A 16997-nucleotide genomic window follows, 5' to 3' on the forward strand; every position below is an offset into this window, starting at 1 on the left:
GATGATTTAATGACAATTGAACAATTTCAAGGACAAGAAGATGTAATTATGTCTATTATTGGATATTCTGGTAAGCATAGAACTAAGAAAAATGCATATCACTTATATGGTTTCACAGTAGATTTAGATGGTCAGGAAGAGTTTGCTAAATTTAGGGATACCTTATATCAAATGCAAGAGGATGTGATTCCACCTGCTACTTATACGGTATTAAGTGGGCATGGTTTGCATTTATATTATATTTTTAATAAACCTATTGGACTAACTCCTAAAATGACTGAAGCGGTTCAACGAGTTAAAGATGGATTAACGGAGCTTGTATGGAATGATTTTACTTCAACGATAAAACCAACGATAGAAAATTCACATCAGAAGCAATTTCAATCAATAGCACAAGGACATCTGAAAATCGCATGGATACTAGGGGCATCAAACCTTTGCCGATATTTTGCCGCAAAAGAATTTAAATATCGGCAAAATCAAGCGCATCTTTATTAGAGAATTCTATCCATTAATGCAATCGCCTCTGCTTCGCGTTTTTGCGTTACATCATCATAAAATTTAGCCGTCGTATACATACTTGCATGTCCCAAACGTTTGCTCACATAATCAATCCCCATACCGGACTCAATTAACATCGTTGCATGAGTGTGACGAAGACCATGAAATGAACCCTTTCCAAAATTTTCCTTACACCAAATACCGAAATATCTAAGACTATTAGAAGTTAATCCTGTTCCGGAACTATCGGTACACACCAACGATGAATCATTAGTGTAAAAAATTCCTGCTTTGAATCTATCTTTTTTTTGTTGCAATTCTTTCTGCTTTAATGCAGCCATTAATTTTTTTCCAAAAGTAACAGAACGAATAGAGGTCAAACTTTTTGGTGTATCTTTTTTAGGAGCACTCTTTTTATCATACTGACTAAATTCAATCTTGATTATATGATTTTCAAAATCTACATTATCCCAAGTTAATGCCAGACATTCACCTAACCTCATACCACAACAATAAGCAAGCATGATTGGCATATAAAAAGAATGGGGAGGAGCAAATCGTCTAAAAATAGCTTGTATTTCATCCGGAGTAAAGACATGAGTCTTTTTAGGTAATGTAAAATATCGTGGAATAGAAACATTATCCATCGGATTATGTTGAAGGTACTGGCGATTCAACAGCACCCAACGAAAAAAGTTTTTCAGAATAGCATAGAAGGTTTTGACTGTTGATTTGCTGTACACATCACGTTTTCCATCAAGCCAAGATTGTAATTTGGCAGTGGTTAATTTTTTCAATTTATAATTTCCCAAATCTGGATTAAGATGATTTCTTACAACTGCTTCAAAACTATCCAAGGTGTTTTGTTTATAGTCTTTATGAATCGATCTTAACCATTCATCCAAACAATCAGAAAACGGTTTATCTGAAGGACTAAAATATACCCCCGTTGTATCAATCTGTTTCATTGCTTCACGCCAAGCCTTTTGACAATCCGCTTTAGTTAACCCACCAATACGCTCTGATTTGTGGTATTTTCCTTTATCATCAGTCCATGTCAGCGTATAATACCATTTTTCTCCTCTTTTCCGAAAATAAGCCATTTATATGTCCTCCTTTCAAATGTCCCTTGAAACTGCTATAAAACAAGAGAAGAATCTATTTACCAGGACACTTATTTAGAATATTTTCAGAGTTAGAGTAAAATTTCATGTAATTACCTGCCTATAAAATCAATGATAATTAAATTGCCTCGTCTTTTTTGACCTTAATTTTATATTTGTCAGCTTTTAACATTCCTCTAATTTCACCTTTGATTTCAGCTTTATCCTCTGAATCCAATTTCTTATATAAAACAAGCAACTCCTCTTCATTTTTAGAAAGTGTTATTTCCGGTGTCAGGGGTGCAGAGTCGGGAACATCATCCGATTTTCCTAATAAATCGATTGGAGAGATTTGAAGAGCTGCGGCTAATTTAATCATATTTTTTCTGGTCATATTAGCCACCTCGCCAGACTCCCATCGAGTAATCGTACTAGCATTTACTCCCACTTTTTCAGCTAATTCAGCCTTCGTATACTGTAACCTTAGCCTGTTATCACGGATAATTGAGTTTACCGTTTTCATATAGTCACCTCGATTTCTATAATTCATTATATAAGAAAAAATGCAATAATGCAATATTTATAGCGACAATGCCATATAATTTGCATTTATGCATTGACAATAACAAAGCAATATTTTATAATAATTGCATAGATGCAAACGAAAAGAGGTGAATCAAATGTTCGATATTTACAAATTTAAGTATACCGTTCTCAAAAATGGATTCACATTAGGCGATGTTGCAAATTGGCTAGGAATTAACCAAACTACGCTTTATCGCAAGATGCATGGGATCAGCGACTTCACTCGTAATGAAATCTTTATTATTCGTAATAAATTGCATCTCAGTAACGAGGAAACTTTTGATATTTTTTTTGTAGTATAAATTGCATATATGCAATTTAAATTCCTGAATAAAGAGGTGATATTATGTCGAATATCCCGGATATTAAAGTCATCTACGACAGCATGGACGAATTATTGTCCGTACCTGATGTAGCAGAAAAATTAGGAACGTCTCAAGGATTTGTCCGGAGACTGATTAGGCTAGATTTATTGCCAACAATATACTTCGGGCGCTATCCCAGAGTGCGTAAATTCGCCCTGAACGCATTTTTAGCGCAGTTTGAGGGTAATGATCTAGTAAATGTGGTTGAAGCCGCTGAAAGGAAAATAGCCCATGAAAACAAAGAATGATGAATTTATGATTACTCTCGAAATAAATGGACGGAAGATTGTTTTTTCAAACATTATCCGAAATCAAAAAACAGGTCAGTATATAGGATATGATCTTGCAGCTGACAATATCATTGTCTGTAAGCTACAGCCGCAACGGTATGAGATATCTATCACGACCAACAAGGCAATCCCTGCCTGTATGGATTAGTGAAGAAAGAAGGTCTGCATGAGCAAAAACAAAAGATGGTACTTTTTAAAACTGCCGGAAGACTTTCTCGAAAGCGATCCGATTGAATGGCTGCTTACACAAACTGAAGGTGGAAACTATTTCTCTCTATATATCTTACTGTGTAAAATCGCCCTCAATACGGAAGGGCGCCTAGTACGAATACTAAACAATGAAGAAATACCATATACCGCAGAAGATCTGTCTCATAAAGTCCGTATGAGTACATCTGTTGTAAAAGTTGGTGTAGATACTTTGTTAAAGGCAGGGCTGCTTTCATCCATAAACGACCAAGTATTATATATCACTCATTTCGAACTCTTGGTCGGAAGCGAAACCGATAGTGCCAGGCGGATGAGAAAACAGAGGCGGAATGCTGCGAGCCGTGAGAGTATGCGAAAACTTAGATCTGAAAGAAGAAAGCTGCTGCAGCCAGGAATAAATTAGCAACTTAAATATTTATTAAAAGTATATCCATAATTTATATAACATTCACGTTAACTAGGTGCTAACCGAATGCTAACAGCGTGTTAACAGAGATGTTAACATCGGCCTCGAAATGCCTTCAAAAAACCTTGCAAGTGCTTATTTTAAGCCATTTATAGCGGCGTCACATTGTGCGCCTTATGTGACACTGAAGTGCGAAAAAAGTGCAAAACTTGTTAACCGGGTATTAACCGAAAAAAATAGGAATGTTAACAGGGGTGTTAACATCCTCATGATAATACCCTTAGGAAATCCTTGTAAACGCCTATTTTAAGCCATTTATAATGGCGTCACATTGTGCGCCTTGTGTGACGTTACTGTTCGCACATAGTGACGCTAGAGAACAGAGATTAGAGTATATGTACACAGTATGAAGGAGGAAAACATGAAGCAAGAAAAACTACTGACGGATGAAAAACAAAGCAACTCAGAAAATCTGTACTCTATCGAGATTAATTTAGACGGGGCAGAAGATGACTTGTCAATTATGTCAGCTCATTTGACCAATGCCCATAAGCAGTACATTTTCAAATCTGCCGAAGAACTTCGTGACCTGGATCAAAGAATCAAACTTAGTATCAAGGAGGGGAACCCGAATACCATTGAATTTCTCCAAACACTATACAATAACAGGCTAACGGCGCTTTGTTCCTACATGGATAGAGCTGGCATAACTTATTCGATGGGCAATAAGATGAGAGATACTGCAGAAAAAAAGATTGCCCAAAAGAATCATGAAAAGCAATGCCCACAATGCCGGAAACGCCATGTAGCAGTACGCAGAGAAGGATTATCCAAAGGATATGAACGACAATTAGAAAGAAAAAAATAATTCTATAAGGAGATGTTTTAAATGGTGGAACAAAACTTACTACAGAATATGTTGGCAAATAAGCTGATATCAATGTCAGAATACGACGTTGTGAAGCTCTGGAATCAGTATTGCAATGATTCAGATCATAAGGAGTGGAAAATTTACATTAATGATGAAGAAGATATAAATGTGGTATTTGAAACACCAATAGAGGCAATATGCTCCATCACTTATGGCAGTTATAATCGTTTTGATGCTTTCTTCAGACTAGATAAAAATGGGACTACCATAAGTTTCAACACCCTTGTGGATGACAAAAGCCCTTATCAAGCCGGCTATCTCATAAAATGGCTTATTAAACAGGAACAAGAAAATTTGTTTTTTGACCTTCCTGATATTTTTAATGAATTTCAATAGAAAGGAGCATAACAATGACAAAACCGATTGACATTATGGAAATTGAAGGCGGCATGGACCCCCGCGATGCTGATCTTCTCACTAACGAAGAAAAGCAGGAACTAGAAAATGAATCGGAAGCCGATAATGCAGCTCGTATCCAATAGAGAGGAGAGAATAATATGCCATTACCGCCGAAAGTACAAGAAGAACGAGAAAGCTTGTCTAAACAAGTCGTAAAGGATATTCTATCCGGAAAGCCTTTTTTCTGGGACAGCGGTCATTATGGCCGTCCACACCGTAACCTCATCGCAGATTTAGAGGGAAAAGACACAAAATACCACGGCATCAATAACATGATGCTAACAATAGCGGCTAACTACTTTGATTTCAAAGATACGCGATGGGCCACTTTCAATCAGGTGAAATCACTGCAAAAAGAAGGACTGCCTCACGAAGAGCAGCCACACATCAAAAAGGGTTCTAAAGGAATACCGATTGAATATTGGCAGTATACCAAAAAAGTTATGGAGAAAGACCCGGCAACGGGGGAACTCGTACCCAAAATGCAGCGCGATCCCGAAAGTGGTGAAATGAAACCGGTCATAAAAAAATTGAATCCACCTCTCGTCCGACGCTACATCGTATTTAACGGCGATCAAATAGCCAACATTCCACCGGCGCAGCATGAAATCACCATTGATGAAAAAGACCGCGACGAAGCTATGGAAGCTATGATTGCCAACAGCGAGGCAGAAATCGTCTTTGATCAGAAAAATAGGAACTACTACCAACTATCAACAGACTGTGTACACGTTATGCCTAGGGAAGACTTTAAGACACTGGGAAATTTCTATGCTACCGTCGCCCATGAAATTGCACATTCGACGGGGGCAGAACATCGTATGAATCGAGACGGTATCGTCCGTTCTGATGGTTTTGGCGGAGAAATATACGCCAAAGAGGAATTGAGGGCTGAAATGGCATCTATGTTCCTTGCCCAGGAATATGGAGTTGCTCCTGGTAAAGAACATTACGAAAATCATGTGGCCTACCTGCAGAACTGGGCTGAAGTCATTGAAAAAGACCCGGATGAACTTTTTCGCGCAGCCGCCGAAGCCCAGAAAATAACGGACTACATAAAGGAACACATGATTGAAAAAAAACTGCAAATAGAGAAAGTTTCAGAAAAGATTCAGTCCAAAGAAGAAATTAAAGAAGCGATAAGATCTAAAGCAGACGATTTTTTAGAAAAGCTTTCTGCAAAACTAACCTTTGTGGAAAAAGGTATCGGGACTGATGAAGAAATAGTAATCGGCGGCGGTAAACTCTCATTCTCTGATTATACTATTGCCGATGCAATATCAAGAGAAATGACACCGGGCGAAGAAATCGAAAAACTTGGCGGAAGATTGTATCAGTGTGAAAAAGAATATCGAGGTAGCGAACTAAATGAACTCATGAACGACCTCATTAAAGATGATGCAACTGCCAGTCTTGGCAATGGTGGTTATGTCAAGACATATGTAACCATCACACATCCCGATGTACCCGTTAAGTTAAGCGACCGCTGGGATATTGGTGATGGAAATACCTTTAATCTATCGAATGCTAAAAACGGGTATATGGCCCTAGTAAATTATTTGAAAGAAACCGCTACACCGTTCCGGGACGTAATCGAAGCTGCTGATGGTTTGGAACAAAAAACTGCTGATTGGGAAAAACCTTCGTTTAAAAAAAATACTGAACTCTATAAAAACATGCTCACTAACCTAACTGTTGGAGATAACATAAGTGTCAATCCTCAACACAGTCATGAATATTTCAGAGACAAAATTAAACAGGCGGAACAAAACCAATATGGAGAAATCATAAAGGATCTCCAAATAATGCCCATCCATGAAGAGCTGAAATTTTACGAAGATCTAAGATTCAGACCCTCATACAGCGATATAAAGACAGTTGCTCATCTCAAAGCACTGGAATCACTGGGACATCCTTACACAGACGACCAAACCCAAAAAATCGAAAAGGCGTGGAACACCTTTAAAAAATGGCCATCCGAAAAATTAGCTGTTAGAAAGTTTGAAGTTACTCAAAAAAATCTCTCTGAAATAATTCAAAACACCTCTGGGAACACTATAAAAAAGACAAAAGAAAAGGATTTTCAACCGATTAAAAGATCCATCACTATCCCAGACAAAAAGCCACAAAAAAAGAAAAAAGTAACGGTCAGAAGAAATGCACCGAGCAAAGACAGTCAAATGGAACGATAAGGACTACATAAAAAAGGAGGAATCATTATGGATCATGGAAAAATATGGGGACTAAGCCGTACTTATAATACTGATTACGAATATATGCTCACACCCGCCGGAGGAAAAGTTGTTTATGGATATCCCTGCCCATCTAATCCACACATCATCCAAGGCTATGCAGTGCCATATTCGCAGTTTTCACCTGAACCTTATGATGAAGACCTCGAAGCTGCTAAAGCGCAAAAAGGGATTCTTATGACTCTGGATTGTGAGGGCTACGGAAAATCAATAGGAGAAGCACTGACTATGGCTGAATCCTGGAGAAATCGTGAACAATCGAAACTTATGATTGAGGAAATCGTTGTAGAACTTCACCCGGATTATGTTCAACAAATCGCCCCGGCTGAGTATTTTAAGGTAAAAAAATAAATGAAGAAGAAAATTACGATGCAAGAAATTCGCTTATATCAGCAGATGCTTCGAAAAAGCTGAGTCAGAAAATGGATCAATTCCTATATAAATTACTCGATGAAATTAATCCGGCACCGATAGGATCTATGATTGTAAACCAAGCTTACGAGCGGCTGCTGAAAGAACAAAAGAGAACGACAACAAGAGAGCTGCTTTTCGACCATCTGTATACGCCTAAAATCCAACAGGCTATTTTTGGAAAGCTTGTACAGACTACAAAACTGGCATGGGAAAAATATTCACAATTTGAAAGAGGGCCGATAGAGAATCGAAAGGAAGAAATACGTGCTTACCATGCGTATAAGAATACTCAAGATACACTTCTTCGGGCTGAAAGTGAATTTAAAGACGCCGTTATTTCAAGAGCTGTTAAAAGTAATGAATCCCTCCGAGATTGTATCGTCATGTTGGGAGCTGAAAAAATGTTTTTCAATCAAAAAAATGACAAATCCTATACCTCGAAAACGATTCAAAAATTACAGAAAAACAGAGAAATCCTGCAAGATGAACTTAATTCAAATAAAACTTCGGAGCAGATCAAAGAACGTCCAAGACGTCGAGTGACTGTCATGAGAAAACCTGAAAATACACAATCAAGAGGCATGGAAAGATGAACTAAAAAGGAGGCTGCGATGCAATGATACCTAAAGTACTGAGAGAATACTGCCAATGGGTAGTCTGGAAATATACCGAGAAAAATGGACGTATGGTAAAAATGCCTTATGATCCGAAATCGGGAAAAGCTGCTAAAGTAAATGACCCGCTAACCTGGGCGACTTATTCAGAAGCCTGCCGGGTAGCTTGCCATTATGACGGACTGGGATTCGTATTTACAAAAGATGCCCCCTTTGTTGGTATAGACATCGATCATTGTATCGACGAGCAGGAAAACATAAATGAAAATGCAACAAATTTGTTGCATAAATGCAATTCGTACAGCGAAAAAAGTCCCTCGAAGAAAGGTATACATATCATTGTTACAGGCCAACTTAAAGATGGACGAAAAGGCATACGAAAAGAAGATATCGAGATATATGGACAGGATCGGTATTTTACGGTAACAGGAGATGCTATCAATGATGTACCTGTTCGAGATGGGCAGAAAATCCTTGATAGCCTTACCTCCAAACTTGTATCGCCGCCACCTCAAAAGAAAAGTCAATCTGCACCAAAGACAATAAAAGCTGAATTAAGAGAAAGCGACGAAAGATTATTAGAGAAATTGTTCAAACAGAAAAACGGAGATATCCTGCAGGCGCTCTACAACGGGGAAGATGCATGGACGGGTGACCGCAGCCGAGACGATTTGTATTTTTGCTGGAATATTAATTTCCGAAACGACAATGACCTGGCACAAACCGATCGTATTTTTCGCTCATCGGGACGGATGCGTTCGAAATGGGACGAGAAACATTGGAGTGACGGCACTACCTATGGACAGCGGACGTTAGAGCGCAGTTATAACAAGGGTTAATTCAACAAATGAAAGGGGATTGAACAAATGAGTTATGCAGATGTACAAGCGTTATACAAGAAAAAATTATGTGCCACAGGGATCAGTGAAAAAGAAGCTGACAGAATCATGGCAGCTGAAGAAGAATACGGTGTAAGTTATTTGGATACTTTAGAAATGGCTATGGAAAATCCGGCGGCACATCAGCAGATGATGGATGATGACCAAACAAGTGGATTTGATTACGAAGGGCAGTGATCAATATGGCGAAGCGAAAAAATAAACAACGCAACTACGCATATTTCAAGACTCAAAACTTCCTTCAAGAATATTGCATGGGGAATCTATCCAGGGATGATAAAGTACCAAAGGGCGCACGATATCATGATCGGAGATTTTATACACCCGACCAAAGTCGTTGCGGCAATTTAAAAAGCGGCGGTAAACTCTCTCTTTTCGACTCTACCAATCCCCGCGACGGACAAAATCTAAATATGCGGAAAGACTGGCTCACAGGAGAATCTGGAGATATCTACATGCTGGTCATGAAAAATGAAGGAATCCCCACGAGATACGAAGCCTACGACCGTTTAGAATCTCTTTTCGGACAAGCCCCGGAAATCAGCCAAAGTCGACCGCCAAAAACGAGATACCGGAATAAAACGGTAAGAGAAGCAAAAAAAGAAGGACAGTTCAAAAATACGGAAGAACACTTCAAAGAAGAAGAAGCAAAATGTTTGCATCGTCGAATGGCAATAAAAGAACAGCTTGTAAAAAATCTCCGGGAAACAGGTGCTTTTTTTACGACCATGGAAAAAATGCCATGCCAGGTTAAGATGAACAAAGACGGATCGTTCACAAGAAAAGACATGACCTGTGCAAATTATCTGAAAGGGATGTTGCTTAATGCAGATGATCCGAGATATATGTGTATGACAAACATACGCGGTGCCGGATGGAAAGTACGTGACGGTGCAAAACCAGAAGAATTTGAGTATCTCGTCACTAAAGATGCTAAATATCACCTGGTAACGCTCAAACTATATAATGGAAAAGATATTGAAGGTATACCTCCGTATGAAGCAGCTCCTCAACGTTCAACAGAAGAAATAACCAATAATTTAAAAACCATGCTTAAAGACAATGGCATCGAACTGCCAAGCGAAGCCCTGTTTGAAGATCCGCGTGAAAACATGAAAGCCTTGCGGCAACTGGCATCTGAAAATACCTGGCATGATGCGATTGTTCCGGCACAAAGAGCTTTAGAGCGAGAATATGCCATGACCAAGCTTTTGCAATATGCTGGCGTGACGAACCCTTACAAAATTAAAGACGGCCCGGCTATTACGGAGTATCTCGAACACGATTTAACATCAAGGATACTCTATAAAAGTGCTTATCGTGCCGATAAAGCAGCCCAAAAAATCAATGGAGCGTATAGTGCAGCTGAAATCAAACGAATTGCCGAAAAGGCTCGTGAAATCAAAGAAATGATGGCAGATCCTATGCAGCAGCTCGAAGTTACGATGAATATGGATTATCAAATGAAGGATACGCTTATTCCTAAAGGTGCTAAATTACAAGGCGATAAAGCTTACGACCTGCTCTATGGAATCGTTCAGGAAGACCGCCGCCTTTTTGAAAATGTCGATGATCCGAACTATCGAAAACCTGTATCCTTTCAAGTGAAATTTAACGACTGGAAACAGAATATCCAGTTAGAACAAGGACTGCTCCAAACCGGGAACAAAGGTACTGTAACTGAAAGTCTGCAATATGCCGCTCTGCAAACATTTCGGGAAAAAGCGTTTGATCGAAACATCCAAGAAGATGCAATAGAAGAAAGATTAAAATTGAAACTTTTCAATGCAAATGATGAATTTAAGGCAAATTACGAAAAAAATAAGGACGTTATAAGAGAATCAGAAGCTAGAACGATTGTACAGGAATATCAAAAGGCGGACTTAGACCTTGCACAAAAAACAGAGGCTCTCCTTCAAAGCGAAAGCCGTTTCCTAGCCAGTCATCCGGCATACCGAAAAATAGAAAATCGAGTAGATACCTACTTGTATCATGTACCTAAAAAAGCAGATATTGCCAATGAAATCGATGTACGGAAAAAATATGGAGAAATGGCCCTGGATGTAAAATCACCTAATTTCTATGGATCTAAAGAAGAGGGCGTTATCGTCGAACTGAAAAACCCACTCGTATCCGATTATAAAGGCAATTTCATTGCTCCGGGCTTAGAGGATGAATCACTGCCAGTAAAACCCTTCCTAAAGGAAATAGAGCAGAGAAGTGTAAAGGATTTTGAACAGAAATTTGTTGTAGAGCTTGAAACGGATAAAGAAAAAGAAATTTATAAAGGCGACGAAGGAAGACAATTTTTATACGCGCTCATGCAGGATGATCGGGATATGTGGACTTACGAGCAAGGCGGAACGAAACCTGTCGAGCTTTCCGGATGGAAAAAACTAAACGTATCTTATGGCGATATACCCATCATCAAAGACAAGGAATATTATGATGGACAGCTGAAAATAGGCGGATACCGGTTCGTAAAAGAGCTTGTAAGCAGCGAATCAGAAATCCTTGAACAAAAGGGAATGGATGCCCTTAAAGAACTCCATAAAGGATTGAGAGTCGTAGAGAAATACACAGAAAATCAAATCCAGCTAGAAGCCTCCATGGAATTTGAAAAGCCTCGAGAGGAAGAAATTATGAAAGTCATTAATCGGGGATTTGAGCCGGAAAACATGGAGGCTCATCGCCCCAAAGCATTCTGAAAAACCTCTCAAATTATGCCCTGGTACGAAGCAAAAGCTGCCGTGAATTATTGTAGAACGGATAAGGAAAAAGCAGATTATATGGTGGCTGAAATGGCCAAAAAATACAAAGCTGATAAAATCGAACGATTGGTTGAAACATATCTGCCAAAATATAAGCCGTATGTCAAAGAAAGTTTGGAACGACCTGATATTAAGAAAATTCTCGAAAACCAACCTAAAAAACAATCTATCACAAAGAGCAACTCAAAAACAATCTATCACAAAGAGCAACTCAAAAACAATGGCCCGGCAAGCTTGATTAAGAAAGCCTTAATAAAAAGAAAAAATCAAAGCGTTTCCGCCTTGTTAGGATAGCATAGCGCCGCTCGTAGGCAAGGGTATACGGTGCTGCGCCTGCGGCTTGCCCTTGCCCACGAACGGACACTATGCTTTTTTGTACACAGCGGAAAACGCAAATTTGACCAGTTATTTCTGAAAGGAGAATACTATGATTATTACAAAACAAATTGCCAAAGAATTAGGATGTTATGAATCTGTTGAAATTGAAGGTGTAACGTACATGTTTGACCCGTATAAAGAGGATTATTCTATTGATGGAAGTGTGTCATATTTTCATGCTTTGAAAATCGGTGCTGATGTTGATGTCGATGATATCGATGATGTGCTGCTTTACACAGATTGGTATGTTGGTTTTCCAACCTTTGAATGGATACCGAATAGAAATGATGAAAATTATTGGGAATGGGCAAATGATAGCTATGCTGAATGGAGCGATATATACGATGTGAACAAGCCTTTTCTGTATGAAGTGTAACAAAGAAATGAAAAAAATATTGATGGCAGCTGTCATGGTCATGGCGACGACCATGACAGCCTATGCTTATAATCCGGAGGACATGGTGTATAACCAGGTTGCTCGATTCATCCCCAGTGAAAGAGCGGCAGTTATTGCAGAAGATATCTGTAATGCTGCTTATGATTATGGTGTCGATCCGATACTGGTTGCAGCTGTATTCACGATAGAAAGTAATTTTAATCAAAATTCAGCGTCTCGTTCCGGTGCCATCGGCATTGCTCAATTAATGCCGGATACAGCTGCGATGCTGGGTGTAGATCCACGTGATGAACAATCTAACATCTATGGTGGCGTCGCATATCTGGCTCAACAGCTCAGTACTTTTGGAGAAGATTATATTTTAGCAGAAGCTGCATATAATGCAGGCCCCGGTGCTGTAGAAGCAGCTGGAGGTGTCCCTTACTACACGGAAACCATTGATTATGTCAATGCGGTAGAAAGCGTCCGGCAAGACATTTGGAATGCATTTGGCGATACCGATGATTACCAAACGCCTACCGATACGGATGAGGATAATGAAAACGTTATATCGTCCCCAGAAAATGATGTAAAGGAAACTATTCGTGTCTGGCCGCCGATTAAAAAGAATTAATTGGAATTATTAGAGCTGATTAAGGATTAATAATGCTTGATAAATATTAATAGTACTTATTAAACATTGTTAATCCTTGAAAGGAGGTAACTATGAAAGCACCCTGGAAAATTTCACTGCCGTTTTATTCAAATACCTATACTTTTTACATCGGTAGCCGATATATACATCTATACAATGCCGATAGGAGACGTCGTAAAAAATATCTTTTAACAGATGAGTGGAAACTTGCCTTAACGTCATTCAGTCAGCAAGAAAACATGTCTAATTATGGAAGTCATATTTTAACCGTTATATTGGATATGTTTCAATGCATTGACCGATTCGGTAAATTTTCTCCGGCTGATTATTTTAATGAAGATGAATTAGAAATGGCCAGGCAAACAATCGACGACTATAAACGAATTCATGATAAAGAACTAGCAGCAAGTCTAAAATATCGTCAGAAACATGGAGTAGAGAAAGGAAGGGTAGAATATGAAGCATGTACTCGTAACAAACGGGAAATGGTTCCATAACGTCTATAATATTGAAAATGGAAAGGAATGGATAGCTAAACACCCGGAAAGAAAAAATGTATATATCAAGGCGAATTACCAATGGTTCTATAAAGCAGGGACATACAGCTGCATTTTGGAACATGATTCTCCGGATCTCGTCGGAGCTATTACAGCCAATCTATCCACTGTATTAAAGAAGGCTGGCTTCCGGGGAGACTTTCAACTTTCTTCGCTGCAACTTACCTCTGGCAAACGACAGATTACCATGATGCAAGCTATTTTGAAAGTCACAGTCTGTCCCATCATGCCGAGAATAATGCGTATCGGAAATAAAACGATTGTGCAAAATCTCGTAACAAAGCAAAAAGAAACACGCACCATAGTATTCAGTAATGTACAATCAAATGAATACGATGGAAAACCTGTATGTATAAGGGGGATCACTTATGACTACAAACATCCGACCTAGAAAATGCAGAGCATGTGGGAGAGTATTTCCCGGCGGCCCCAGGGCTTGGTATTGCCCGGCATGTAGAATTATTAAACAACAAGAATACAGAAGGCGGACTCTCGCACGCCAAAAGGCAGGAACAGCCGTCAAAGTTGGCATTTCTCGTCGGAAATGTGAAATTTGCGGTGAGGAATACATTGTGCAGTCTCCGGTACAGCGATATTGTAAGCACTGCGCAAAAGACGCTGTAAAAGCGGTTGACGCGCCCCAAGGTCTTGCGTATTATCGGAAAAACAAGGCCCAAATCAATGAAAAAAGAAATATAAAAAGGAGAAAACCTCCCCAAATTCATCGCTGTGTAATCTGTGGCAATATCATGGACACGAGGACAAATAAGTCGGTATGCAGTCCCCAATGCAAGAAAAGGCTGTTTGCCATATATTATCAGCGAGCCGATTATAAAAGAGGACGTAGAAAACAGCTGCCGGAAGAAATTCCTTACAAAAGACAAACCTAGCCTTTGATGGGAGATTTTTATATGTCAAATCAAGATTTATTTTCTAAAAGATTAAAGTTATTACGGATAACCTATGGATTATCTATGAAAACATTAGCAGATGTTTGGGGCTATAAGAATACGGGAACTATTAGTCAATTTGAAAACAATAAAAGTAGCCCTTCTTTTAATAGGTTAATTCAAGTTGCTAATTTTTATGCAGTGGCCTTAGATTGGCTGGTTGGAAGATCAAATATTATATATACAAAGGAGTCTGTTTTTGAAGGAGAAATAGCACTGAACGAGCAATTCGTGAATTTGGGGGAGAAAATTGGGTTTAATTATATTGCAGCATTGCACAAGGGCGGGGAGTTTATAGTACCAACTTATCTTGATAAGGAGAAAAGAGAAAAATACTATTCTTTCGACGTTCGAGCGAATATAGTTGTATTGCATAATCAAATATTTAGAAAAGATTATAAAATCGTTGAATATCTACCGGCAAAAGAGAAGGAAAAAACGGAAATCTTATCATCTTTAATTTGTTTAGATACACAGATTATTGATGGCAAGGAGGTAAAAATAAAAAGGACGGTCCCTGTATATGATGTAGCAGCCGCCTACCGCAAATTGCAGCAGGAAACAGACGATACCGATGAATAATTTATCCATTTTCAAAATCCATTTATCTTAAGAGGTTATCAAATCATGATGACCTCTTTTTTTTATTATTTAATAGATGATGAATAATTATAAATAATATATTCTGATTTATAATCTTAAAAGAGTCTCGGTTTGATAAATACATGGTGAAACACAAGCTATAATTAGAATATTTAATGATTAAAGAACATTACTTTATGCGTACTATGCTGTTATATTACAATTTGTTGAATTTATGTATTGTTTGTTGTAAAATACAAACATAGTATTCATCGTATATTTAACCGAGGTGAATGGTTCAATGAAATTTTCCTTTTCGTCATACAGTCTGGCTTTGGTGCTGGCTGTACTCCCTTTTTCAGCGTTGGCGGCCAATTCAGTCCTGCAGCAGGAACAATTAGAACAGGCACGGCAGAACGCGGCATTGCGAGAGTCACGGTTACCATTCCGGAGCAGAATATTGCCGGCGGTACACTACGGCTTCATGTCCAAGTAGGACGGATCCATCACGTGCGTTACAGTGAAGGCAGTGCTCATTTGCCATGGCGAACCTCTTTTCCCATCTGGGAAAGTGATATTTTGAACGTACATCTGCTGGAACAGGGCATCGAGCAGATGAAACGTCTGAGTTCACAAGATGTCCATATGGAATTGGTACCGGCAGCAGTACCGGGAGAAAGCGATATTGTTCTAACAATTCAGCGCACCTCCCCGGTCCACGGCATCCTTTCTATCGATGATTCCGGCCTTAGTGAGACTGGGCGTTGGCAGCTTAGTGCCGGCCTTGGTATCGACAATCCTTTTTATGCGAATGATTATCTTCAAGTAGATCTCAACGGGGATGGCATGGCCGACGGGTATAAACGCGATACACGGGGAGAGCAGTTCTATTACCGGATCCCTTACGGCAAGGAAACATTCTCTATTTCTTACAGCCATTATAAATATCATCAGACTATTTCCAATACACCGTATGATTTCATCAGCAGTGGGAAGAGTGACATCAGTATGCTTTCTTGGGAACACCTCATTAGTCGGAACCAGCACCGGAAAACGAACTTCGATGTCAGCCTCCGTAAGAGAAATTCCCATTACTACATCAACGATTTGGAAATCCCAATCCAAGCTCTGCATACGACCGCTTTGGAAATCGGGTTATCACAACAGTTATATCATGGTGAGGATATGTGGTACGGACGCCTCTCCCATCGCATGGGATTGGGCTGGTTTGGTGCGATGCCGGAAAATACCTATGAAGATGGGCCTAAGACACGCTATCATATGTGGCTTTTGGATATGGACTATCGTCATGCGTTTACGATGGGGCACCGGCCGGCAGTCTATACTTCGTCTCTTCACGGTCAATGGACAACGAAAGGAGACCGGCTTTACGGTGTCGATATGCTCAGTATCGGCAACCGCTATACCGTACGTGGCTTTGATGGAGAAATGACCTTGATGGCTGAAAGCGGATGGTATTGGCGTAATGAGCTTTCCTCTCGAATTGAGCCTCTGCACAGTGATCTATATTTAGGCGTCGATACAGGGGCCGTTTATGGCCCGGCTACCGAAGACTTGTTAGGGCATACGATTGTGGGTGCTGTCCTTGGGATGAGAGGGGATTTCTCGTCTAGCATTTCTTATGATGCCTTTATCGGCTGCCCATTGTATAAACCCGATGGATATCGTACAGATCGTGTCACAACCGGTATTACGCTGAGCTGGCGCTTTTAAAAAATATTTGCAAGTAATGGAAGAA

Annotated in this window: 21 protein-coding genes; 19 read left to right on the forward strand and 2 right to left on the reverse strand. The window is 39.4% G+C overall.

What is annotated here, in order from left to right; translation table 11 throughout:
- The coding region (locus TX77_RS05290) for a hypothetical protein (RefSeq protein ID WP_478211992.1) at window positions 1–498 on the forward strand (498 nt) is incomplete at its 5' end.
- Here TX77_RS05290 and TX77_RS05295 read toward each other — a convergent pair.
- Window positions 495–1604: a tyrosine-type recombinase/integrase gene (locus TX77_RS05295; RefSeq protein WP_044503768.1), complete on the reverse strand. Its 1110-nt coding sequence runs from the start codon at window positions 1602–1604 to the stop codon at window positions 495–497. The genes TX77_RS05290 and TX77_RS05295 overlap by 4 nt on opposite strands.
- Window positions 1605–1743: 139 nt before the next feature.
- Entirely contained in the window at window positions 1744–2127 is a 384-nt protein-coding gene (locus TX77_RS13370; protein WP_049917300.1) for a helix-turn-helix domain-containing protein, read from the reverse strand.
- 408 nt (window positions 2128–2535) lie between these two features.
- Here TX77_RS13370 and TX77_RS05310 point away from each other — a divergent pair, with 408 nt between their 5' ends.
- The 18 genes from TX77_RS05310 (at window position 2536) to TX77_RS05395 (ending at window position 16972) form a co-directional block, all read left to right on the forward strand.
- A complete protein-coding gene (locus TX77_RS05310; protein ID WP_044503770.1) occupies window positions 2536–2802 on the forward strand; it encodes a helix-turn-helix domain-containing protein in 267 nt (88 codons plus the stop codon).
- Window positions 2803–3010: 208 nt separating this feature from the next.
- Complete coding sequence (locus tag TX77_RS05320) at window positions 3011–3457, forward strand: phage replisome organizer N-terminal domain-containing protein (protein WP_044503772.1); 447 nt, start codon at window positions 3011–3013, stop codon at window positions 3455–3457.
- A 424-nt stretch (window positions 3458–3881) separates the two neighbouring features.
- Entirely contained in the window at window positions 3882–4328 is a 447-nt protein-coding gene (locus TX77_RS05325) for a hypothetical protein (protein WP_044503773.1), read from the forward strand.
- Window positions 4329–4349: 21 nt separating this feature from the next.
- Window positions 4350–4727, forward strand: coding sequence for a hypothetical protein (locus TX77_RS05330; protein WP_044503774.1), 378 nt, complete (start codon window positions 4350–4352; stop codon window positions 4725–4727).
- Window positions 4728–4741: 14 nt separating this feature from the next.
- A complete protein-coding gene (locus TX77_RS14230) occupies window positions 4742–4873 on the forward strand; it encodes a hypothetical protein (protein WP_268257931.1) in 132 nt (43 codons plus the stop codon).
- Between the two features lie 15 nt (window positions 4874–4888).
- Entirely contained in the window at window positions 4889–6982 is a 2094-nt protein-coding gene (locus TX77_RS14070; protein ID WP_230198052.1) for an ArdC family protein, read from the forward strand.
- A gap of 27 nt (window positions 6983–7009) precedes the next feature.
- Window positions 7010–7393: a hypothetical protein gene (locus TX77_RS05340; RefSeq protein ID WP_044503775.1), complete on the forward strand. Its 384-nt coding sequence runs from the start codon at window positions 7010–7012 to the stop codon at window positions 7391–7393.
- Window positions 7394–7464: 71 nt separating this feature from the next.
- Entirely contained in the window at window positions 7465–8049 is a 585-nt protein-coding gene (locus TX77_RS05345) for a hypothetical protein (protein ID WP_044503776.1), read from the forward strand.
- Window positions 8050–8072: 23 nt separating this feature from the next.
- The gene (locus TX77_RS05350) at window positions 8073–8909 is read left to right on the forward strand and encodes a phage NrS-1 polymerase family protein (protein ID WP_230198053.1); all 837 of its coding nucleotides are present in this window, start codon (window positions 8073–8075) and stop codon (window positions 8907–8909) included.
- 27 nt (window positions 8910–8936) lie between these two features.
- Complete coding sequence (locus TX77_RS05355) at window positions 8937–9146, forward strand: hypothetical protein (protein WP_044503777.1); 210 nt, start codon at window positions 8937–8939, stop codon at window positions 9144–9146.
- Window positions 9147–9151: 5 nt separating this feature from the next.
- Complete coding sequence (locus TX77_RS05360; protein ID WP_071822325.1) at window positions 9152–11677, forward strand: hypothetical protein; 2526 nt, start codon at window positions 9152–9154, stop codon at window positions 11675–11677.
- A gap of 81 nt (window positions 11678–11758) precedes the next feature.
- Window positions 11759–12034 carry a hypothetical protein gene (locus TX77_RS13830; protein WP_071822327.1) on the forward strand — a complete coding sequence of 92 codons (276 nt, stop codon included), beginning with the start codon at window positions 11759–11761 and terminating at the stop codon, window positions 12032–12034.
- 133 nt (window positions 12035–12167) lie between these two features.
- Window positions 12168–12494: a hypothetical protein gene (locus TX77_RS05365; protein WP_044503778.1), complete on the forward strand. Its 327-nt coding sequence runs from the start codon at window positions 12168–12170 to the stop codon at window positions 12492–12494.
- Window positions 12495–12501: 7 nt separating this feature from the next.
- The gene (locus tag TX77_RS05370) at window positions 12502–13128 is read left to right on the forward strand and encodes a lytic transglycosylase domain-containing protein (RefSeq protein ID WP_230198054.1); all 627 of its coding nucleotides are present in this window, start codon (window positions 12502–12504) and stop codon (window positions 13126–13128) included.
- Between the two features lie 92 nt (window positions 13129–13220).
- Window positions 13221–13646 carry a hypothetical protein gene (locus tag TX77_RS05375; RefSeq protein ID WP_049917301.1) on the forward strand — a complete coding sequence of 142 codons (426 nt, stop codon included), beginning with the start codon at window positions 13221–13223 and terminating at the stop codon, window positions 13644–13646.
- Window positions 13606–14097, forward strand: a complete 492-nt coding sequence (locus TX77_RS05380; RefSeq protein ID WP_044503779.1) for a hypothetical protein — start codon at window positions 13606–13608, stop codon at window positions 14095–14097. Before TX77_RS05375 ends, TX77_RS05380 begins: the two co-directional genes overlap by 41 nt.
- Before the next feature lie 520 nt (window positions 14098–14617).
- Entirely contained in the window at window positions 14618–15238 is a 621-nt protein-coding gene (locus tag TX77_RS13205) for a helix-turn-helix domain-containing protein (RefSeq protein WP_071822329.1), read from the forward strand.
- Window positions 15239–15478: 240 nt separating this feature from the next.
- Window positions 15479–16972, forward strand: a complete 1494-nt coding sequence (locus TX77_RS05395; protein ID WP_230198055.1) for a ShlB/FhaC/HecB family hemolysin secretion/activation protein — start codon at window positions 15479–15481, stop codon at window positions 16970–16972.
- Window positions 16973–16997 lie beyond the last annotated feature (25 nt).

It is taken from the genome of Megasphaera massiliensis (assembly GCF_000455225.1).
Lineage (GTDB): Bacteria > Bacillota > Negativicutes > Veillonellales > Megasphaeraceae > Megasphaera > Megasphaera massiliensis.